This is a genomic window from Brevibacillus sp. RS1.1, assembly GCF_013284365.1.
GTDB lineage: Bacteria > Bacillota > Bacilli > Brevibacillales > Brevibacillaceae > Brevibacillus > Brevibacillus brevis_D.
Window position 1 is genome coordinate 293787 of record NZ_JABSVA010000001.1, and the last position, 19016, is coordinate 312802.

Consider the following 19016-nt stretch of genomic DNA (forward strand, 5'->3'; position numbering starts at 1 on the left):
ACTATATAGATGACTCTTCTATAGTGTCAAATGAATTTTCCATAAATTGTTATTTCTGAAAATTGAGCTAATTCTTTCCCTCTTTCCCTTCCTCTGGTGCTGCATAGATTTAGAAAAAAATTTGTGCACTCTATTGATTTTGACTTTCTTTTCACGTAGGATAAAATGTAATATATTGACAAAATAATAAATCCCCGGAAGGATGAATGTGATTAGATGCCTGTGACACTTCGTGAAGTAACGTTGGAAAACTGGGAAGAGTGTATTGAACTGGAACCTACTCCCGAACAGAGCGAGTTTGTTGCCCCAAACCTTTACTCCATCGCTGAATCAAAGTTTCAAACTACATTTGTTCCTTTGGCCATATACCATGATGACACGATGGTTGGCTTTGTCATGTATGGGCTTGACCCCGACGACGGAAATTACTGGATTTACAGACTCTTAATTGATGCGAAGTACCAACGACTAGGCTATGGACGTACTGCCATTTCACAAGTCATTGAGATCCTGAAAGCAAAGGAAGATTGTCAAAAAATTGTCATTGGCTATGCCCCAGCCAATGTCGCAGCCGAAAACCTTTACGCTTCGCTCGGATTTCAAAAGAATGGAATGGTTTTGTTCGGCGAGACGATTGCAGAATTGAACTTTTAAGCGAGTTTTCATTACCCAAAAATGAAACACCGGCGACCTAAGACCTGAAAACCAAGTCTTAGACTCGCCGCTGTTTGAATTGTTTCCCGTATAGTAAAAAGCACACCATCCATGTGTCTGTAAACATCATGGTTAGTGTGCATTCGTTTTTGATATGGTGCCGGTGAAGGGACTTGAACCCCCACGGTTTCCCTCACGATTTTGAGTCGCGCGCGTCTGCCATTCCGCCACACCGGCAAGTGAACTATGAATAAATTAGCACATCATCGATAGAAAATCAATGGTGGGGAGAGACGGATTCGAACCGCCGAACCCGGAGGGAGCAGATTTACAGTCTGCCGTGTTTAGCCACTTCACTATCTCCCCACAATATGTGCTGTCTATCTTCTGCTTTTCTCTTCAACCAGAAGCGACATTTATTAATTTATCATGAACTTTGTTTGACGTCAACATATTATTTTGATTAACTCTCTTTTTTCGCCAAGATCTCTTGTGCCCACTCGTGAAAGACGCGCAGTGCTTCATCTACTTCTTGAAAGGTTGCTTCTCCCTCACAGGAGTATTCCGGGAAGTCAAGTATACGGTTTTTGCGAATCTTCACTTGCCCTTCTTCACATTTTATCTCCAAGAAGTAGGGAACAGCTTCATCTATTCCATAACTGTTTTCTAAAAACTCGTAGGTACGTACCCACTCCAAAATTCGAACTTCCGATGCTTTTAAGCGTAGCACCTGCTCCAAGGACATAATCGTTTCATTCCCGTAGTAATACATGTTATTCAGCCCTTCTGCATGAAAATGGACGGAGCCGTGACTCCGCCCTGTTATGGATGTGATAGATTAAATCGAGGAAAGTAGCTCTCTTAGTTCTTTGACAATCACTTGCTGGTAGCCAGTTCCTTCTCCATACTGCTCGAGCATTTCGGCACGCGCTACTTTAATCTTGTCTTCATAATCCGTGGCGTTTCGGTCCGGATTTTGTTGTTTGAATGCCGTCATGACAGCTTGGACATGCTTTGGTCGTGGTCCCCATTTTGCCAGAACATGTCCACCCGTGTCTGCGAAAATAACAACAGGGATCGCCCGACCGCCCATCGTAAGAAACTCATCCATGAGATCGAGGTGTTCTTCCATCACCATAATTTCCACTGGCATGTCTGTTTCTTTCAAGGCATGCAAGACGACTGGCAAGTTGCGAACGACGTCGCCACACCATTCCGCAGCCAAAATCAAGCATCTGAGGTCATCACGATGCTGGAGAGAAGCAAAAAACGCACGGTCTTGTTCATCCTCCCATGAAAATGCATCCGACCAGTTTTGGTATGTATCCTGATTTTTCGTCATGCTTTCCACAAACACTTGTGGCTTAAGCCCCGTACGGAATTTATGTGCTACATTTGCCCCCATCTTTTCTCCTCCTTTTGTATCGCTGGCCTATTCTTGGTTTTTATTCGCTGCTTCGTTTGCTTCCTTTTCTTGATTAGCCAGCTCCATCATTTTTTGCAACAAAATATGCTGCGGCATGTGCATGAGGCGTTCCAAGGGTACCTGAAGTGCTTCCGCCAGTTTGACTGCCGTTTCCGGTGATATTTGTAATGGACGCATTTTTGCTCCTTTCCCTTGCTTTCATCAGTCCCTTCAGTATAATACACGGTTGTTAAAGCTGCCAGCATGCAAGCTATAAGTAGGTCTTTACATAACTAATATTCCCTTAATTTCTTAGGTAGTTGACTAAATATAAGTTCAACTAGTTCTCCAAGTGGTGCCCACTCCTCATCAGGTTCACACCACCACCGAATTTCAATTTTATTGAATCCTCTATTTACTTTTAGTATGAAAGAATGTCCATCTAGTCCCATACTATATCTTTGAGGAATAATACTAATCTTTGACTCACAAAGTATCTCCTCTATTTTTTCTGCTATACTTAGCTCAATTGGGACTTCTAACACTTCATATGGCTCCATGAATGAAAACGTAGCATACCTAATCGAATATTTTAATTTATCTTCTGATTCCTTTGTATGTCCAAGATGTAAATATATTTCATGAAAACTTGATGGTGAAAATAACAGTTCAAGCATTATAGAAAAATTTGGCTTAGACAACGCTTTGTATTGCTCAGACAAAATCATAGAATTCTGCATCCTTTATATTACTCTCCCTCTCTGGCTTCTCTAGCCTTCTTCAAATCGCATTACCCACTCCTTTTTATGGTTGCTCTTCTTCATTGCTTATTTCAATACTAGCTACCTTGTCTCCTTTTAATAGCACTCTTAACGATGGATAAAAATTATAATAGAATGCAACGTCTATATTTTGCTTTTCGATGTGCCACAATGGAAAAGGCGTAGAGTTTAATATTCCTTTACTTGTTGTCTCCCCTGTCCACATTCCCCCACTCCTAACTCCTCATAAAAACTGAAAAAAGAGCCACCCATAGGCAGCTCCAATTTGGAGACAGGCTGTAGATCCCTTCTCACTTTGAAGGGAATCTCTCTCGTGAACAGAAGATTTCGCTCATAGAAAAAGACAAGCTATTGCTTTTGCTTAGTGAGAATGCATGGTACACCAAAGCCGATCGCGCCGGGCTGGGACATCTGTTCCAGATATGCCAACCCTCGTGCACATTGCTGTTTGCATACTTGACATGTATGGGACGTTACGATTCTTAGCTGTACTTGATTGGGATGCTGTCGTGTATTCTTCTTCTTTACCTTTTTGCCCTTGGCCATCCGTTTTCCTCCCTTTGCCCTAGATCACTCCAGTCTATGAAGGAGAACACCACTGCTCTTTAGGCAAGCATACAAAATCAAGATCTTCACCTGCAAAATGGGCCTTGTCATACGTGTCACAAATAGAAAAAGCCGCCGGAGAATTCTCCCCCAGCGACTTATGTGCCTTCCTTATGGCTTTGGACTTAACAACTGGCGCAGTTCCAGTTCCAGTGTAGGAGCATCAACCATGCCGATGATCTTTTTTCGTACGATCCCATCCGCGTCAATCAAGTAAGTCGTTGGGAATGCCATCACCTTGTAACGGTTCGACACAGTTCCAGCGACGTCCATCGGTATCGGAAATGTCAGCTTATAGTTGGTGACGAAGGCCATGGCTGCTTCCGGGCTGTCATTGCTCGTGACGTTCACACCATACAGATCAACCTGTCCGCCGTATTTTTCATAGACTTTTTGTAAATCAGGCGCTTCCAGCTTGCATGGTCCACACCAGGAAGCCCAAAAATTCAAGACCAATGGTTTCGCCCTTTTACCTTCTACCTTGTACGTCTGCTGATCCAATCCTGTCAGTGTAAAATGAGGAGCCGCAAAGCCAACTTCTGGTTTTTGAACCTCTGCTACGATTGCGGCTGTTTCTTGAGGCTTTTCCCAAACAGCAAGTCCGACCCCCAATAATACGATCACCGCGAGCAACAGCTTTTTCATTTTGTCACCTCTGCCCTACTGAGTTAGAATCCCGTAAAGCCTCCGTACATTTGAATGAGAACGCGTGTAATATCCGTCAGTTTATCTGTATACAGAAGAATACCGAACAAAATCATAATGGCTCCTCCGATTTTCATAAACAGGTCGGAATACTTCACAATCGCTTTCACCTTACTGATGAAGAATGTCATGACAAAAAATGGAATGGCGAAACCAAGTGTATACGCCAATGTGTAAGCCAAGGCGCTTGAAGGATTGGATACACCCATGACGATAATGCCAGAAAGAATGGGTCCCACACAAGGTGTCCATCCAGCTGCATACGTCATTCCCACCAGTATGGACCCAGTATACCCCAATGGCCTCGATTTTAAATCGATTTTAAAAGAACGCATCATCCAATCCATTTTAAACACGCCAAGCATAACAAAGCCAATAACAGCAAGCAAAATACCGCCCAATTGACGAATCAAATCCTGCTGGTCGGTGAACAAGCTTCCGATCCAAGAGGTAGACAGTCCCAGCGCAACGAAAATGATCGAAAACCCGACAATGAAGAAAAAGGTATGCAAGAAGGCTTCCTTGCGAAAAACTGCTCTCCCTTTCTTTACTTCATCAATCGTTACTCCAGTTATGTAAGACAAAAAGGACGGATAAAGCGGCAGGCAGCAAGGAGAAATAAACGAGAGAAAACCTGCTGCAAAAGCCACAAACACAGTAATATCGCCAGTCATATGTACCTCCGCTGGGTATTTTATCCACTATCTTCTCATTGTATCGAATCTTTGCCCCCTTCAAAAGTAGCAATGACACTTTGTCTTAAATCCGTGACAATTTCCTTTTCATAATTAGATAGAAAAAGATAGCTCATGATTCGCTCTGTATCCATAATATGGCCGAGTAGTTCCATTGTACACAAAAAAGAGACGGATGTACTCCGTCCCTTTCTTGCTACTCTTTTTCTTACTGAATCGTAACTTTTCCGCCATCTTGGAGCAATGTTTGCCCTTTTACCACGATCTTATCGCCGGCAGACAAGCCTGTCAAAATTTCGATCTGATCACTGGAGGATTTGCCCGTAGTGACCTCGACTTGTTTGGCAATGTCACCTTCCAGCTTGAATACATACTGTTTGCCATCGCGATCAAAAACGGCACCGCGCGTTACAACGATCGATTTTGCTCCGCTTTCCCCAACCGATGGGAAGATCACATTCACAACCATATCGGACTTCAGCTCATTGGATGGGTTTGGAATCGTAATCTCCACTGGGTATGCCTTGAGCTGCGAATCCATGACTGGACTCATCGCCGTTACTTTTGCATCAATCGTTTTTCCTGTCGATTGTACGTTTACTTTTACGGTTGTTCCTACTTTTATTTTTGTAATATCAGCTTCAGACAGATTTGCTTTTACCAGAAGTGGGTTCGTGTTAACGACAACCACAACCGGCTGCTGACCTGCCATTTGACCAACTGCACCGCTTACGCTGGAAATATATCCGTTGATCGGAGACGTCACAGTCGCATTCGCCAATTGCTCACGAGCATTTTGCAGACTTACTTGTGCTTGCTGCACAGATGCTTCAGAAACTTGCACGCTCGTTTTTTGCCCAGCTGATTGTAAAGCCTGCTGTGCGTTATCATAAGAAGTCTGTGCTGTTGTCAGTTGGGAGTTGGCCTGTTCCATCTGCTGTGCGGAAATTGCTCCTTGTGAAAAGAGCTGTTGCATCCGCTGCTGGTTTACTTTTGCATCCTGAAGGGCAGTTTCTGCCTGCTTCAAGCTATTTTTTGCTTGCACCAAGCCTTGATCTGAACTGCTGCCTGCTTGGTTTAAGCTGGCTTTTGATACATTGTAGGCTGCTTCTGCTTGCTTGACACCGTTCACCAGATCTTTTTCATCGAGCTTGAACAATACTTGACCTTTTGTCACGTATTGTCCCAGTTTCACTGGCAGGGAAGAAATTTTCCCGCCCATTTTCGGGGAAACTTGCACTTCCTCACTCGGCGCCAGCTTTGCCGTGAGACCAGAATCTGATACTACTGAGCCTGTAGCGACGGTTTCAATCTGTACAGGGGTTGCGGCGGCTTCCACCGTTTCCGTAGGCGGCGTTTCCGCTTGCGGGCTGGAGCACCCTGCCACTAGAGTGATGGCCAGCAATGCCAAAATGACGGGTTTTTTACTTCGTTTCATGTATGTCCCTCCTCTTCCCACAAACGTCTTACGATTCCAAAGCGGGATTGATTTTCTTTTGTTTCTTAGCAAGTTTCTTTTCTAGTTTCAACTGGCGCTTCAAGCGTCTCTTTTTCCCTGCATCATCAAACCAAGAAGCAACGACAGGAACCAGAACCAGTGTAATCAAGGTAGAGAATCCAAGACCGAAAATAACCGTCACGGCCATTGGTGCGTTCGTCTCAGATCCGGCGCCACCAGAGAACGCAAGTGGTCCAATCGCCAGAATCGTGGTGAGTGTCGTCATTAAAATCGGACGAAGACGAATCGGCCCAGCGTGCAGGATCGCATCAAACAGCTCCATACCTTTTGCACGTAGTTGGTTCACGTAGTCGATCAATACAATCGCGTTGTTCACGACCAGACCGATCAACAAAATGTATCCGATCAAAACCCCAACGCTGATCGTCGTGCCTGTCACCAATAGTCCAAGTAGAACGCCTGTAACGGTTGGTGGCACGGAGAACATGATGATAAATGGGGTGTATAGCGATTCAAACTGCGCAGCCATTACCATATAGAGCAACACGACTGACAGGACAATCGCGAGAGCAAGGCTACTGAATGATTCCATCATTTCTTCACTTTGCCCGCCAAAATCGACTGTGTAGCCATCTGGTAAGTTCAGCTTCGAAATTTTCTCTTGCACTTCACGCGTGACAGAGCTCAGGTCACGCCCGGCCAAATCACTTGTTACTTGAACTTCACGGCTGGAGTTGGCACGGTTAATCGATACCGGCACATCTATCTTATTGATAGTCGCAACCGAGGTCAATGCGATCTGTGCCCCACCAGGAGCGGAAATTCGCAAATTGTTCAAGAAGTTGATATCTTCCTGATACGATTTCGGCAGCTTGAGGTTGACGTCAATCTCATCATCACCCGTGCGATAGTGCGTTACCGTTTGACCTTGGAAGGAAGTTCGAACACTGGAGAGAATTTGTCCTGTCGTCAATCCGTACAAGCTCGCCTTCTCAGCATTGATTTTCACTTCCAACTCTTGTCTTGATTCTTCCAAGCTGGTTGTTACGTTACTCGTACCAGGTACCTTCTCAATCTCGCCTTTAATAATACCACTGATGTCCTTCAGTACGGCCAAGTCATCCCCGCTCACCTTCAATTGAATGGGGGAACCTGTAGACATACCGGCTGGTGCACTTACCTTAATTTCTGGTCCGGCAATATGCTTCAGCTTTTCCTGGAGATCCATCACAATTTCATTGGAGGAACGTTTGCGCTGGTCGAGATCTACCAGCATCAGGGTGATCGTTCCCTGATTGGATGACAATGTGCTCGCTATCGGTGATGCATTGCTACCAACCGAAGTCGCTACAATTTTCTTCTCTGGAACCGTGTTGACAATTTCTTCTACTTGTCTAGTTACTTTCTCGGTTTCAGCCAGAACCGTACCATTCGGCATTTTGATGGAGATATTTACTTGACCTTGGTCCATGGCCGGGATAAACTCTGCCCCGATCATCGGAGTTAATGCGAGAGAGCCCACCATCAGGACAACCGAAGAAATCATGACGGTTTTACGATGGCCCAATGACCATTTTAACAATCCTTGATAGCCTTTTTCTACTTTGCTAAATCCAATGTTGAACCAAGTAACCGGATTAATTCCACGATAGTTCTCATGATGCGTATGCGACGGAATTTTGTTCAAAATTCTCGAACTCAGCATCGGCACGAGCAAAATGGAGAAGACAAGCGCCGCAATATGTGAGTAAACAACCGTCAATGCAAGTGGTCCAAACAACTCAGAAGCAATACCTTCCGTGAGGGCAATCGGCAAGAATACGCAAATTTGCGCCAAAGCCGAAGCCATTACTGCCGTACCTACTTCTTTGGAACCATCCAAGGCCGCTTCCATCATACCTTTTCCCTGTTCTCGATGACGGAAAACATTCTCGAGCATAACAACCGCAAAGTCAATCAATGATCCCAATCCCAATGTCAAACCGGAAAGGGAAATCAGGTTGATCGTCTGTCCTGACATGTACATTAGCAAGAACGTAGCGACGATCGATACAGGAAGAACGATGACCGCAATTACCATGGATCGCAAGCTGCCCAAGAAGAAGAACAGCAAGACCATTCCGATACCGCCACCCAACAGGGCATGTTCAGCGGTCGTGTAAACGGAATCCTTAATATAGGTGGATGTGTCTAGAGTTGTAATGATTTGAACGCCTTCTGGCAGCTCGCTTTTGATTTTCTCCAGCTCAGCTTTTACATCATCTGCTACCTCAATGGTGTTTCCGCCAGAAGCTTTTGTCACTCTAATACCCAAGCTAGGTGTTCCATTCACGTAACTCATTTGCGTTACATCTTGATGCGTGTCTTTTACCTGAGCAATATCGCTGAGCCTAATGGAGTTTCCTCCGACAGAAATTGGTGTCAGCGCGATTTGATCGACATCAGCAAACTCACCTTGTACACGGATGTTGAGCTTGGCATCACCCTCACGTACCGCTCCACCGGAACCTGACAAGTTGCTGCCCTGTAGAGCCTGCTGGACTTGGTCAAGTGACAAACCATACGCCGCCAGTTTGGCTGGGTCGACGGTAACATCGATGATCCGGCTCTGTCCGCCGCTGATGGAAGCAGATGCGACCCCATCAATACGCTCCAGGCGTGATTGGATCATATCCTCTGCCATCTTTTTCAATTTGTTGATATCTTGCTCACCCGTCACCGCAAACTCAATGATCGGTGTACTGTTCGGGTCAATACGCAGTACGCGTGGCGCTCTGGCTGAGTCAGGCAAAGAACCACGAACCTGATCTACCTTCTCTCGCATGTCGAGAGTCGCCTGATCAAGGTCTGTCCCCCAGTTAAACATGAGGATAACCTGCGAGGCGCCTTCCATCGATACCGATTGTATACTATCTAAATCGGATACCGTTGCAAGTGCATCCTCAATCGGCTTCGTTACTAGTTTTTCTACCTCACTTGGAGATCCGCCGTCTACGGATGTAACCACGACAGCAACCGGGAAGTTCAGATCCGGCATGAGATCAATCGCCAAGCGAGGCAGAGAGACGAAACCAAAAATCAGCATGGCCAGAGTCAACATAATCATGGTGACCGGGCGTTTAATCGATAGTTCAGAAAGATTCAATCCACTCACCTCTTTTTTATATATCTGCTAATTTTTTGTGAGAAATAATTCGCATAACGAAATGAACAAGGTAAATCTCACATAACATTTCGTTTAACGAAATATAAAGGGGTGAAACCATTTTTAAACGGTTTGTGAATTTCCCCATTTCACGTCTCGCTGTTGGTACACACGCTCTGTCAGTGACACCCACACAACTCGTCGATCTGCTTGGTCCCGGAATCTGCGTACCAGGTTTTCCTGCTCCAATCGGTTAATAAGACCGGAAGTTGTGCTGTATGAAAGACCGACAGTCTTACTTATGTCCCCCATCGTTTTTGGCCCGTTTCCAAGCTGCTCCAGAATCAAGACCTGTTGCCAGGTTACATCACTTGTATCCAGCTCTTGCTCAGAAATCGTGGTAAACAAAACACTGGCTTCTTGCAGGAGTTTTGCCAACTGAATCAGTTCTTTCATGAGAACCTCCCTTGCCATCCTTACTTAACCACTCCACACCCATAACTAGTCGTTTATTTCCCAAAAATAATTCTACTGAAAAGTATATGTAGTGAAGTCTACCCAGGGGTAGATTTCTGACAAGGATTTATCTATCTGGAGATAGACGACAACGCATGCTAGAATGAAGTTAAGTGATTATCCGGCAGAGAAAGAAGGACTTTTCATTGTTGAAAATAATGATGAAAGCCATACAAAAACGTTTGCTGATCATGTGGTTTTCCATCTTACTTGTATTAGCTTTGCTTCCTGATTCATTTAAACGGGAAACTCCGTTGCAATTTTCCCTTACCATTGTACTATTTATTTGTTACCTTGTGGTATTTTGGATTTCCAAGAAAAAATGGAAGCCTTTCCAATTCGAATTAGTAGCAGTCGTGCTTGGAATCGTTTCCTTAGTAAAGTCTCTCACCTTGGGGGGAGAGGGCTTCGGCTTGATGCTCCCACTCGCTGTTTTTATCGGTTTTCACATTCATGGACGCCGAGCGTTGGCCTATGCTACTTTTTTTGGTACGTGCAGTACGCTTTTTTTATATTTTGAAGAAAACCTGAGATTCACGCACATCATCTCTTATATTCTAACGTATGTGGGTTGCTATATCGGTGCACGTGGCTATCGGATTCAAAGAGAAGCATACGAAACCAACCAACAGCACCTGGAGCAGCTGCAAAAAGCACATACAGAGTTGCAGGAGGCACACTTACAACTTCAAGAAGCAGCGCTTCATTCCCTGCAAGTAGCGGTTCTGGAGGAACGAACGAGAATTGCCCGTGATATTCACGATGCTTTGGGTCATAGTTTGACTTCACTCATTGTCCAGCTACATGCCTTGAAGTATATGTTGCAGGATGGACCTGACAATGCACAAGAAGCCGTGCGCAACATGCTTGGTGTTGCGAAGCAAAGTCTGGAGGATATTCGCACATCTGTCCATACACTGGCTCTGGATAAAACCTCCTTGGGACTTACGCCTCTGCGAGCTCTTTTGTCGCAGGCTCAAAAGCATACAGGAATAAAGATGGAGCTGATATGCTCCGACCTGGACATCCCACTCTCTCAGGAAATGACGATAACGTTTTATCGAATCTTGCAAGAAGCGATCACCAATTCCTTACGTCATTCTGACGCAAAAGAAATTCTCGTCATCATTGAACAGAAGAATGACATCCTTTTGTTGTCCATCCGAGACGATGGAAGCATCACGAGCGACCAAAAAATCAAACCTGGCTTTGGCCTAACTGGCATATTTGAACGGATTCAACTATTGAACGGAACTCTCGCGTACCGCATTCGAGAGCCCCACGGATTCCAACTCGATTTCAGCTTTCCGATTCACCAGACTGAACAAGAAAGGAGCATGCGAACATGACCGTTAAACAAAAAGAAGGAGCCATTCGCGTGGTCCTAGTAGATGACCAAACCATGATTCGCCAAGGTTTAGGTTATGTCATACAAATGCAAGCCGATATGGAAGTAATTGGGGAAGCATCCGATGGTGTAGAAGCAGTAGAGCTGATTGGCTCCCTCGCACCTGATGTCGTTTTGATGGATGTTCAGATGCCCAACAAGTCGGGTATTGAGGCCACAAGAGAAATCATGCTACAGCATCCTCGCACGAAGGTATTGATCCTCACCACCTTTGACAATCACAATTACGTGGTGGAAGGGATTCGCGCGGGAGCGGTTGGCTATATGCTAAAAGATGCCGACTCTCAGGAAATGCTTGATCTGATTCGCAGAGCCCATCAGGGAGAAGCCCTCTTCCACACCGTGACAGCCGCAAAAGCCCTTGCCGAAGCTCTGCAAGGTCAACGTGAGACACCTGATTCGACAACCACCTCCCAATCAGTCTTGCTAGATGAACTCACGGATCGGGAGTTAGATGTACTTCAACAGATCGCAGATGGCTATCGAAATGATCAGATTGCGCAAAACTTGTTTATATCTGAAGGCACTGTCAAAACACACGTGCATCGCATCTTGCAAAAAATGGGTGTTGAGGATCGTACACAGGCAGTGGCAAAAGCTCTGCGGCATAAAATCGTGAAATAAATCAGACAGTTTTAGGCAGGAGGATGAAGTGGAATCAAGTTTCCATCCTCCTGCTTTATGCTGATGGAAACCCCTTCGCCCAGCTTTGCACAAGACATCGCTTCAAATACGGCAGCAGCCGCTTTCTTCGTATCGATCACCCGGCAAATCACTGCCAACGTCCTCTCACTGTCTTCCCCACCGTCACTGTGACCATTCCCTGTCTTTCCCAAGCATTCGTCCAACAGCTGTTCGATCAAATAGCGCATTTCAATCTCTGACTCACGTAAATGGGGAAAGCGAATGATCATTGGATGGAAATCGTGCTCTTTCATGACCTGATATCCTTGTTCTTTCATCTCTTCTGTCCAGCTCTGCAAAACCTCATCAGGTCTTCCCTCGATCTGTTCCGCTACTACAGCAAAATACTCGCCAATTTCCCCGACATTTCCGTAATGAACGGTATAAAGATGCTCTGATTCCTCATACCAAACCTCCCAGTAGCTCCACCTCATTTCGTTTTTTTTCAGCATCCGAATCACTGTTGTTCAACTCCGTTCAAATTGTAACCGTTTTGTAAATTATTCCACTGATCGACAGACCTTGACAACAACTTACAAAAAGATTGATTCGAAAGACTTGCAACTTTTTATCGAATAGGACTTTTCGCTCATTTTAACATAAAAAAAGACGGATATTCGATCCGTCTACAGTCACAATGCTATTTTGTTTTTTTAGGAAATGGAAAGAGGTAAACGTATCTCAAAGCGGGCTCCTTTCCATTTCGGAGAGTTTTCCGCATAGAGTTCGCCACCGTGATCCGCAATGATGCGTTGTGTCGTAGACAAACCTAACCCCGTTCCCTCTTGTTTGGTCGTATAAAAAGGAACGAATAAATTTTGCAGGCAAGAATCTGATAGACCAGGTCCGTTGTCTTCCACAACAATGATTACTTGATTGAGAGAGGAGTATACCTTCACATGAACGAGGTTGCCTTGGGTCATCAATGCTTCAAGCGCATTTTTCAAGATGTTCAAGATGGCTTGCTTGATTCGTGAACGATGACCAAACACATGCCACTCGCCTTGTGCAATATCCAGCTCTAGCTTGATTCCTCTTCGATTGGCTTCTGGCTCCAGTAAACGAATGACGCCATATAACTCGTCCATCACTAAGAAACGTTCCGATACGATTTTATCATCCCTGTACCGTGCCAAAACAAGGACATCATTCAATAGCCCATCAATGCGTTCAATTTCCGTTAAGATAACAGAAAAATAGGATTCACTACGATTTGCTTCCCCTTGCTCCCGCAATAACTGAATGAAGCCCTTGATGGCTGTCAGTGGATTCCGTATCTCATGTGCCATCCCGGCAGCCAATTGCCCCACTGCTGCCAGCGCTTCACGCTTGTTCAATTCTTCTTCGTACTTTTTGCTTTCCGTAACATTCCGAAGAACGGCGATCGCTCCCCACATCTCTCCACCGTAATAAATGGGACTCGTACTCACCGTCGTCCATTTGCTTCTGTATTCCGCAACATAATGGCCGGACTGCCCGCGTTCAATCACCCACTGGACAAAACGCTCGCTTACATGAGGGCGAAGGGCATGATCAATGTTTTGACCAATGAGTTGATTCCTATCCACGCCATATAAATGACAGACCGCGTAATTCGCCTCAATGACTCTTAGCTGGCGGTCAATCATCAAAACGGCAATATCACTGGACTGTAGAACCAATTGGACAAGCTCCTGTTCAGCGAGCATGGTAACATTTTCTCCTTTGGCGTCACTTGTAGGAGAAATTGGTGTTTTTTCAAGAGGAAATTGATGCGAATTTTTGTTGAAGACATCGTCCATTTGTTGCAATATGTAGTCCATCGATTGATAGAGACGAAGCTGTGCTTGCAAAAGCTCTACTCGCTCCATTTCCGTCGTGGCAAGAGAAAATGCGTTGTTATTCATTTCTTCAATAATAACGTCTCGACACTTGCGCAAAAATTGCTGTAAATACGTAAGATTCATTCCGAGCAACGAAAATTGGTACGCCATTTCGCTCCATTCTCGCTCGAATGCACACGTGTCGACTGCATTTACTACTTCAATCCATTTCGTGATTTGCTGAACAAACAAAGCCTCTGTATTTTCGCGGTCTTCTAGAAGCAAAGCAGAGTAATGATGATCTGAAAGAAAGGAAAACGTCTTGGCCACCGCCGCAGGGACCAAATGAGTAAGATACTTACTTATTCGATTTTTCAAAACACTCTGGCTCCTTTTCTCCGTGCTTCATTGAGGCTATTTTCCCAAGTATGTATAGGCTCTATTATGGACGTAAATGAGACAAGATGTAAAGCGGCTTGATGATATCCTGGTGCAGAGAATGACACCATCCAATCAGGTTCTCTTCTTATCCTTACAGACAAACAATCTCGGCTAGCATCCTATTATCGCGCGCTTTTATTGCCGCTTTCGGAGTCCCTCACCTCCTAACCGAGTTTGACTGAAACCGCTTTCCCAACATTTTCTATCATATCACGATCGAGCATAAAAAGGTCAAGGATGTTTATTCGTCAACTAATCCAAAAAGCATCTGCCCCCATAGAGACAAATGCTTTCGCTTTATGAATGGGACTTGACAGCGTAATTGCGCAAATCCGATTTTACCGGGCTATTTGGATTGGTTCTTGTATGCGCGCGCTTGAAAGCCTCGCTTTCCGTCCAATTTTTAAACGATTCTTCATCTGTCCATTTCGTGAACACGATGTATTCTTCACCTTCCGTAGGTGCCAGGAAAAGGAACTCCAAAAAACCAGGAACCTCCTTCATCCGTTCTCCTCCATTACCAAATGCACGTTCCAAATGGGATTGGTAGTCTGCTGGTACAGTCAGTCTGTTCATGGATACATACATGATGGGTCACACGTCCTTTTCATTGGGTTCATCTACCAATTTCCATTATACTACTCCTTTGGCGAAAAACCTAAAAACCGCAAACGCTATTCGCGCCTGCGGTTGATTTGTTGCTCGAGCATGATATCCATCAAGAGTGTATCCTGCAACGGATCTTTCGGGTCTGCCGTCAGCAAGGCAGCGACAGCGGCCATCGAACATCGAACGGATTGGTAGGAATAAAAAGCATCTCTCTCCGATTCACTAAACAAAGATATATCCGATCGCTCTTGGGGCGGATATGGGAAGTCAGTCTCGACACCAGCACGATCGAGAACAATGAGTGCCTGTTTAATCGCAATCAATGCCGCACTGACACTAATTCCGTATTCTTGGCGTAGATCGTCCCACACCTGAAAAGCAGATTTTTCTACCCTTTCCTGATTGGAGCGCGTAATGATTCCTGTTTTGCGCCCTTCTTTCAATAACCAATCCACAAAAATATCGTTACGTGGAGGAAAAGCGTATACTTGCAGCTTCATTTCCAATTCTGTCGGGTTATCCTTGGCAAATCGAGCGTGAGCCAACGACATTTCGTAACGTCTGGACGGATGCCCTGGAACCGTGACAAATACCGTATCTTGTCGCACTGCTGCGATTTGCAGCTTGGTTCGCGCTGGTATCCTGCCTTGAGGTGCCTTTTCCCTACGAATATTACCAGGAATCAATTCTACGCCGAATTGATGGTACTCCAGCGGTGAATCTATCCAGGGAATGGGCTCTCTCGTCTGTATTTCGTATAGCCCGTTAAACGTCACCCATTCGCCAGGGCGGCGCTGACTGCGAACTAAAACAGCATGAGTTTCTTTTTCTGGTGGCAATTCTGTATCTTGATCCTCCGGTGGGGGATGAATTCGCTTGTGTTCGATAAGAATGCAGTCGGTCATGAACAATCGCTCGAGCAATTCCCGCTTGCTCACCCATTCATATCCGATGCGGTAAATCCGATTTTTCATCGGCTTCACCTCCTTTTGATCGCCATTATTGCATCATCCTGGTTTGTTTCTATTACCCTACCTTATGTAATCGTCGCTTTGTCCGTGCTAACGAGTTCGTACAATCCGCTGAAGCGCTTGGGCTGCTTTTTCAGGTGATTCTGCCCGGCTGATCGCACTGATAATCGCGACGCCATCGGCCCCCGCAGCAAGCACTTCAGAGGCATTTTCCAGTGTGATACCACCAATCCCGACGATAGGCAAGTCATTACCGACAGCCTTGCGGATCTCCTCTAGCCCAACTGGTCCGATGGGCTCACCAGCATCTGCCTTGGAATGGGTAGCGAACATCGCTCCTACACCAATACAATCGACGCCACCGTTTTGGGCAGCAAGTGCCTCTTCGACTGTACCTGCCGAAACACCGATGTACATCTCAGAGCCAACTTTGGCTCGTACTTCTGACAACGTCATGTCATCTTGCCCAACATGGACGCCGTCTGCCTGCAAGCGAATCGCCAGTTCTACATCGTCATTCACAAAAAATACGGTATCGTATTCACGGCATAGCTGTTGCAACTGAATGCCCAACTCATATTGTTCCTGAGCAGTTAGCTTGCTTCCTTTATCACGTAGCTGAAGCGTGCCCACTCCACCGCGCAATGCTGCTTCCACGGTTTGCACGGTCTTTTCACTGGAATACCCGCAATCCTGCGTGCCAATGACAAAATAGACACCCATCTTTTCTCGAAGTCTTTGTCTATCACGCATGCTTTATTTCCCCTCCCAACGATCCAATGCCTCTCGATAAGCGCTGGCTGCTGACTTGGCATCCGTTGCATCTGTGATCCCCGATAAAACAGCAATGCCCGCACAACCCGCTTCCAAAACATGCGTCGTCCGATCTGGTGTGATACCACCGAGTCCTATGATCGGCACATGCCATCTTGCCGTTATTTGCGCAAGTTCGATTGTTCCTCTTGGCGCAAGACCCGGCTTCGAACCACTCGCAAAAATATGCCCGTAGAGCAGGTAATCGACTTTTGCAGCAATGGCTTCCTGTGCTTCCACAACGGAATGGACAGAACGCCCTATTTTTTGACCAGTCTTCAGTACCATTCTCGCTTCCGCAGGAGACAGACTATGGTATGCCAGGTGAGCACCAGCACAACCAGACGCAGCTGCCACGTCCACCCGATCATTCATGATCAAGGACGAAAGGGGGATAACATTCGACAATGCCTTTACCCAGTCCATGCATTCCTTTGCGGTACGCTGTTTTTCCCGTATGTGTAAAAAGTTCATACCACCTGCATAAGCAGCTTCTGCCATTCGCATTGCGTCATCAAGCGAATGTCGACCGCTCGTAATCACATGCAGCTCACGAGTGCTTGACATTAGGTTGGACACCGCCTCCAGCGAGTGCTGTCACACATTCCTGTAGCCATTGTGTCGTTCGGTCTTCTTTGTCCGTAGGCGACTGAGCCAACAACTCAATCACGAGACGTCGCAAGAAAAATGCTTGTTGCACGGTAAGTGGAAAGGTAATATTTTTGGGCTTGGTTTCTTGTTTCTCCAACGTCTCTACACCCGCCAACAAAATATCCCCGATGGACTCCACAAGTTCGCGAATCTGCTCATTTTGATTTAATTCGTCATAGCAGCCATCATATAGTCTGCACAAAAGTAAAAACGCCTGTGACGACAAGGTCACCGGCTGTACATTCTGCATCGGTTCCGTCATACGTTTCCCTCCACTCGCTAGAAAAAAACAAAATCTATTATATCACATCATGACCTGTATCAATGAAGAAAACCGCTGATTGCTCAGCGGTCTTTTGCAGTTCCTTCATTTCGATCATTATGATTCGATTGTCGCAAATTTGTGTTGCGATCATTTTCATCCAGCGTTTTACCACGATTTTTCCCGAGGTCTTTGCTGTTGTTGTTCTTTCCCAATTGATTCACCTCCTACGTCGTTCATAGGATAGCGTAACCAATTCGGGTCACTTTATTAGCTGGTTGCGAGTAGTCTCTTGCGTTTGTAGATCGCGTAGCCGATGGCGAACGGTACGCGCCACCCAAACAAAAACGCCAGCGTGATGAAATAAGTCACACCTGCAAAAATAAGCGTAGTCGGTACATCTGTCCACCAGGACCGGATCAGTAAGCCAATGGGTGCCGCTACTGTCCAAGTAAGCAGTACTGATAAGAATTGTCTGCCCGCAGATTCATACGTTCGTTGTCCGTAGCTCTTGAAAAGCAGAATCGCAATGATCCATCCTACGAGGAAAGGCGCTAATGTTTCGATCATTCCCATGACCGTAACTGGGTAGTTATGAATGATTTTTCCGTAATAAACAAAAAGCACAAAGGCGATCAGATCCCCGAGCAACAATAAATAGCCCGGTGTCGACAAACGCAGTCTCATGTATACCCTCTTTCCCGGGTCTTGTCAGAGTAAACCCTCTTGGTTCACCCCTATTGTACACATGCTCTGAACGCCCTTCAATCAATCCAAGCCTTTATTCACCAAACAGCAACAATTGCAGCTTTTGTTTGGCTTCTGGCCATTCACGATCAAGTATGCTGAAGTATACCGAGTCGCGAATATATCCATCTGGCATCACCATATGATTACGCAGGACACCTTCTCGAATGCCACCGATTCGGGCAATCGCACGTTGCGAATTCAAATTGCGCGAATCTGTCTTGAGCTGTACGCGAATACACCCCAGTTGTTCGAAGCAATGACGCAGAAGCAGCCATTTACATTCCGTATTGACACCCGTTTTCCAGACGGATGGGGTCAACCATGTAAACCCGATTTCCAGCCCGCGATCCTTTTTCGCTATCCCTAAGAATCTCGTGCTCCCGATGATCTGCTCATCTGCTCGGCGAATGATGACGAATGGCAATTCAGTTTGGGCTTGTTCATTTTTTAAAGCCTGCAGGATAAAAGCCTGAGCATCTTCTCTCGTTCGAATGGTAATGGACATATGCGGCCAAATCTCTTCGTATGCACCTGTTTCCCAGATTCCGTCCACATGAGCCATCCTGAGCGGCTCCAATCGGACCAGTTTGCCTTCCAAGATAACAGGTTCAATGTTTAACATGTCTGTCTCTCCTCTACTGTTCTGCTTCAATCATCA

24 protein-coding genes and 2 tRNA genes are annotated in these 19016 nt (G+C 45.7%); 3 read left to right on the forward strand and 23 right to left on the reverse strand.

Annotated elements, in window-relative coordinates:
* Window positions 1-216 precede the first annotated feature (216 nt).
* On the forward strand, window positions 217-654 hold the full coding sequence (gene edeQ, locus HP570_RS01175) for an edeine self-resistance N-acetyltransferase EdeQ (RefSeq protein WP_142496761.1): 438 nt from the start codon (window positions 217-219) through the stop codon (window positions 652-654).
* A gap of 155 nt (window positions 655-809) precedes the next feature.
* On the opposite strand, the gene HP570_RS01180 is transcribed toward edeQ, so the two are convergent.
* The 13 genes from HP570_RS01180 to HP570_RS01240 all read right to left on the reverse strand — a co-directional run bounded on the left by HP570_RS01180 (window position 810) and on the right by HP570_RS01240 (window position 9907).
* Window positions 810-891 (reverse strand) — tRNA-Leu (locus HP570_RS01180).
* Between the two features lie 44 nt (window positions 892-935).
* Window positions 936-1020, reverse strand: a tRNA-Tyr gene (locus HP570_RS01185).
* A gap of 97 nt (window positions 1021-1117) precedes the next feature.
* Window positions 1118-1426, reverse strand: coding sequence for a hypothetical protein (locus HP570_RS01190; protein WP_015891496.1), 309 nt, complete (start codon window positions 1424-1426; stop codon window positions 1118-1120).
* A gap of 66 nt (window positions 1427-1492) precedes the next feature.
* Window positions 1493-2059 (reverse strand): thioredoxin family protein, encoded by a 567-nt coding sequence (locus HP570_RS01195; RefSeq protein WP_173624662.1) that lies wholly within the window; start codon window positions 2057-2059, stop codon window positions 1493-1495.
* A 27-nt stretch (window positions 2060-2086) separates the two neighbouring features.
* Window positions 2087-2257, reverse strand: a complete 171-nt coding sequence (locus tag HP570_RS01200; protein ID WP_015891498.1) for a YycC family protein — start codon at window positions 2255-2257, stop codon at window positions 2087-2089.
* Window positions 2258-2352: 95 nt separating this feature from the next.
* Entirely contained in the window at window positions 2353-2787 is a 435-nt protein-coding gene (locus HP570_RS01205) for a hypothetical protein (protein WP_173624663.1), read from the reverse strand.
* 76 nt (window positions 2788-2863) lie between these two features.
* Window positions 2864-3046 carry a hypothetical protein gene (locus HP570_RS01210; RefSeq protein ID WP_173624664.1) on the reverse strand — a complete coding sequence of 61 codons (183 nt, stop codon included), beginning with the start codon at window positions 3044-3046 and terminating at the stop codon, window positions 2864-2866.
* 143 nt (window positions 3047-3189) lie between these two features.
* Entirely contained in the window at window positions 3190-3387 is a 198-nt protein-coding gene (locus HP570_RS01215; RefSeq protein ID WP_015891501.1) for a hypothetical protein, read from the reverse strand.
* A 171-nt stretch (window positions 3388-3558) separates the two neighbouring features.
* Window positions 3559-4092, reverse strand: a complete 534-nt coding sequence (locus HP570_RS01220; RefSeq protein ID WP_064199206.1) for a TlpA family protein disulfide reductase — start codon at window positions 4090-4092, stop codon at window positions 3559-3561.
* A 23-nt stretch (window positions 4093-4115) separates the two neighbouring features.
* Window positions 4116-4826 carry a cytochrome c biogenesis CcdA family protein gene (locus HP570_RS01225; RefSeq protein WP_015891503.1) on the reverse strand — a complete coding sequence of 237 codons (711 nt, stop codon included), beginning with the start codon at window positions 4824-4826 and terminating at the stop codon, window positions 4116-4118.
* Between the two features lie 229 nt (window positions 4827-5055).
* The gene (locus HP570_RS01230) at window positions 5056-6285 is read right to left on the reverse strand and encodes an efflux RND transporter periplasmic adaptor subunit (protein WP_173624665.1); all 1230 of its coding nucleotides are present in this window, start codon (window positions 6283-6285) and stop codon (window positions 5056-5058) included.
* Between the two features lie 28 nt (window positions 6286-6313).
* Window positions 6314-9451 carry an efflux RND transporter permease subunit gene (locus HP570_RS01235; protein WP_173624666.1) on the reverse strand — a complete coding sequence of 1046 codons (3138 nt, stop codon included), beginning with the start codon at window positions 9449-9451 and terminating at the stop codon, window positions 6314-6316.
* A 123-nt stretch (window positions 9452-9574) separates the two neighbouring features.
* Window positions 9575-9907, reverse strand: a complete 333-nt coding sequence (locus HP570_RS01240) for a MarR family winged helix-turn-helix transcriptional regulator (protein ID WP_035985616.1) — start codon at window positions 9905-9907, stop codon at window positions 9575-9577.
* A 173-nt stretch (window positions 9908-10080) separates the two neighbouring features.
* Here HP570_RS01240 and HP570_RS01245 point away from each other — a divergent pair, with 173 nt between their 5' ends.
* Together HP570_RS01245 and HP570_RS01250 are read left to right on the forward strand one after the other, a co-directional pair.
* The gene (locus tag HP570_RS01245) at window positions 10081-11316 is read left to right on the forward strand and encodes a sensor histidine kinase (RefSeq protein WP_015891507.1); all 1236 of its coding nucleotides are present in this window, start codon (window positions 10081-10083) and stop codon (window positions 11314-11316) included.
* The gene (locus HP570_RS01250) at window positions 11313-11999 is read left to right on the forward strand and encodes a response regulator (protein ID WP_064199203.1); all 687 of its coding nucleotides are present in this window, start codon (window positions 11313-11315) and stop codon (window positions 11997-11999) included. Before HP570_RS01245 ends, HP570_RS01250 begins: the two co-directional genes overlap by 4 nt.
* 11 nt (window positions 12000-12010) lie before the next feature.
* Here HP570_RS01250 and HP570_RS01255 read toward each other — a convergent pair whose 3' ends face one another.
* The 10 genes from HP570_RS01255 to HP570_RS01295 form a co-directional block, all read right to left on the reverse strand.
* Window positions 12011-12520: a hypothetical protein gene (locus tag HP570_RS01255; protein ID WP_173624667.1), complete on the reverse strand. Its 510-nt coding sequence runs from the start codon at window positions 12518-12520 to the stop codon at window positions 12011-12013.
* A gap of 192 nt (window positions 12521-12712) precedes the next feature.
* The gene (locus tag HP570_RS01260; RefSeq protein ID WP_173624668.1) at window positions 12713-14239 is read right to left on the reverse strand and encodes a two-component system sensor histidine kinase NtrB; all 1527 of its coding nucleotides are present in this window, start codon (window positions 14237-14239) and stop codon (window positions 12713-12715) included.
* A gap of 360 nt (window positions 14240-14599) precedes the next feature.
* Window positions 14600-14890 (reverse strand): antibiotic biosynthesis monooxygenase family protein, encoded by a 291-nt coding sequence (locus tag HP570_RS01265; RefSeq protein ID WP_173624669.1) that lies wholly within the window; start codon window positions 14888-14890, stop codon window positions 14600-14602.
* Window positions 14891-14976: 86 nt separating this feature from the next.
* Complete coding sequence (locus HP570_RS01270) at window positions 14977-15885, reverse strand: hypothetical protein (RefSeq protein ID WP_142496752.1); 909 nt, start codon at window positions 15883-15885, stop codon at window positions 14977-14979.
* 87 nt (window positions 15886-15972) lie between these two features.
* Window positions 15973-16635 (reverse strand): thiamine phosphate synthase, encoded by a 663-nt coding sequence (gene thiE / locus HP570_RS01275; RefSeq protein ID WP_173624670.1) that lies wholly within the window; start codon window positions 16633-16635, stop codon window positions 15973-15975.
* A 3-nt stretch (window positions 16636-16638) separates the two neighbouring features.
* Window positions 16639-17262, reverse strand: a complete 624-nt coding sequence (locus tag HP570_RS01280) for a thiamine phosphate synthase (RefSeq protein ID WP_173624671.1) — start codon at window positions 17260-17262, stop codon at window positions 16639-16641.
* Entirely contained in the window at window positions 17246-17608 is a 363-nt protein-coding gene (locus HP570_RS01285; protein ID WP_015891515.1) for a hypothetical protein, read from the reverse strand. The genes HP570_RS01280 and HP570_RS01285 overlap by 17 nt, the downstream gene beginning before the upstream one ends.
* An 83-nt stretch (window positions 17609-17691) precedes the next feature.
* Window positions 17692-17823: a hypothetical protein gene (locus tag HP570_RS29745; protein ID WP_255413062.1), complete on the reverse strand. Its 132-nt coding sequence runs from the start codon at window positions 17821-17823 to the stop codon at window positions 17692-17694.
* A gap of 55 nt (window positions 17824-17878) precedes the next feature.
* Window positions 17879-18295, reverse strand: a complete 417-nt coding sequence (locus HP570_RS01290; protein ID WP_173624672.1) for a DUF3054 domain-containing protein — start codon at window positions 18293-18295, stop codon at window positions 17879-17881.
* Window positions 18296-18389: 94 nt separating this feature from the next.
* Window positions 18390-18980 (reverse strand): GNAT family N-acetyltransferase, encoded by a 591-nt coding sequence (locus HP570_RS01295; protein WP_173624673.1) that lies wholly within the window; start codon window positions 18978-18980, stop codon window positions 18390-18392.
* Window positions 18981-19016: the final 36 nt, after the last annotated feature.

Excerpts from the sequence above, each read along its gene's own strand:
- HP570_RS01230 (WP_173624665.1), bottom strand. The coding sequence starts at position 6,285 with ATGAAACGAAGTAAAAAACCCGTCATTTTGGCATTGCTGGCCATCACT.
- HP570_RS01250 (WP_064199203.1), top strand. The coding sequence starts at position 11,313 with ATGACCGTTAAACAAAAAGAAGGAGCCATTCGCGTGGTCCTAGTAGAT.
- HP570_RS01225 (WP_015891503.1), bottom strand. The coding sequence starts at position 4,826 with ATGACTGGCGATATTACTGTGTTTGTGGCTTTTGCAGCAGGTTTTCTC.
- HP570_RS01215 (WP_015891501.1), bottom strand. The coding sequence starts at position 3,387 with ATGGCCAAGGGCAAAAAGGTAAAGAAGAAGAATACACGACAGCATCCC.
- HP570_RS01195 (WP_173624662.1), bottom strand. The coding sequence starts at position 2,059 with ATGGGGGCAAATGTAGCACATAAATTCCGTACGGGGCTTAAGCCACAA.
- HP570_RS01280 (WP_173624671.1), bottom strand. The coding sequence starts at position 17,262 with ATGTCAAGCACTCGTGAGCTGCATGTGATTACGAGCGGTCGACATTCG.
- HP570_RS01190 (WP_015891496.1), bottom strand. The coding sequence starts at position 1,426 with ATGTATTACTACGGGAATGAAACGATTATGTCCTTGGAGCAGGTGCTA.
- HP570_RS01205 (WP_173624663.1), bottom strand. The coding sequence starts at position 2,787 with ATGATTTTGTCTGAGCAATACAAAGCGTTGTCTAAGCCAAATTTTTCT.
- HP570_RS01210 (WP_173624664.1), bottom strand. The coding sequence starts at position 3,046 with ATGTGGACAGGGGAGACAACAAGTAAAGGAATATTAAACTCTACGCCT.
- HP570_RS01290 (WP_173624672.1), bottom strand. The coding sequence starts at position 18,295 with ATGAGACTGCGTTTGTCGACACCGGGCTATTTATTGTTGCTCGGGGAT.
- HP570_RS01285 (WP_015891515.1), bottom strand. The coding sequence starts at position 17,608 with ATGACGGAACCGATGCAGAATGTACAGCCGGTGACCTTGTCGTCACAG.
- HP570_RS01220 (WP_064199206.1), bottom strand. The coding sequence starts at position 4,092 with ATGAAAAAGCTGTTGCTCGCGGTGATCGTATTATTGGGGGTCGGACTT.
- HP570_RS01200 (WP_015891498.1), bottom strand. The coding sequence starts at position 2,257 with ATGCGTCCATTACAAATATCACCGGAAACGGCAGTCAAACTGGCGGAA.
- HP570_RS01270 (WP_142496752.1), bottom strand. The coding sequence starts at position 15,885 with ATGAAAAATCGGATTTACCGCATCGGATATGAATGGGTGAGCAAGCGG.
- HP570_RS01265 (WP_173624669.1), bottom strand. The coding sequence starts at position 14,890 with ATGTATGTATCCATGAACAGACTGACTGTACCAGCAGACTACCAATCC.
- edeQ (WP_142496761.1), top strand. The coding sequence starts at position 217 with ATGCCTGTGACACTTCGTGAAGTAACGTTGGAAAACTGGGAAGAGTGT.
- thiE (WP_173624670.1), bottom strand. The coding sequence starts at position 16,635 with ATGCGTGATAGACAAAGACTTCGAGAAAAGATGGGTGTCTATTTTGTC.
- HP570_RS01295 (WP_173624673.1), bottom strand. The coding sequence starts at position 18,980 with ATGTTAAACATTGAACCTGTTATCTTGGAAGGCAAACTGGTCCGATTG.
- HP570_RS01240 (WP_035985616.1), bottom strand. The coding sequence starts at position 9,907 with ATGAAAGAACTGATTCAGTTGGCAAAACTCCTGCAAGAAGCCAGTGTT.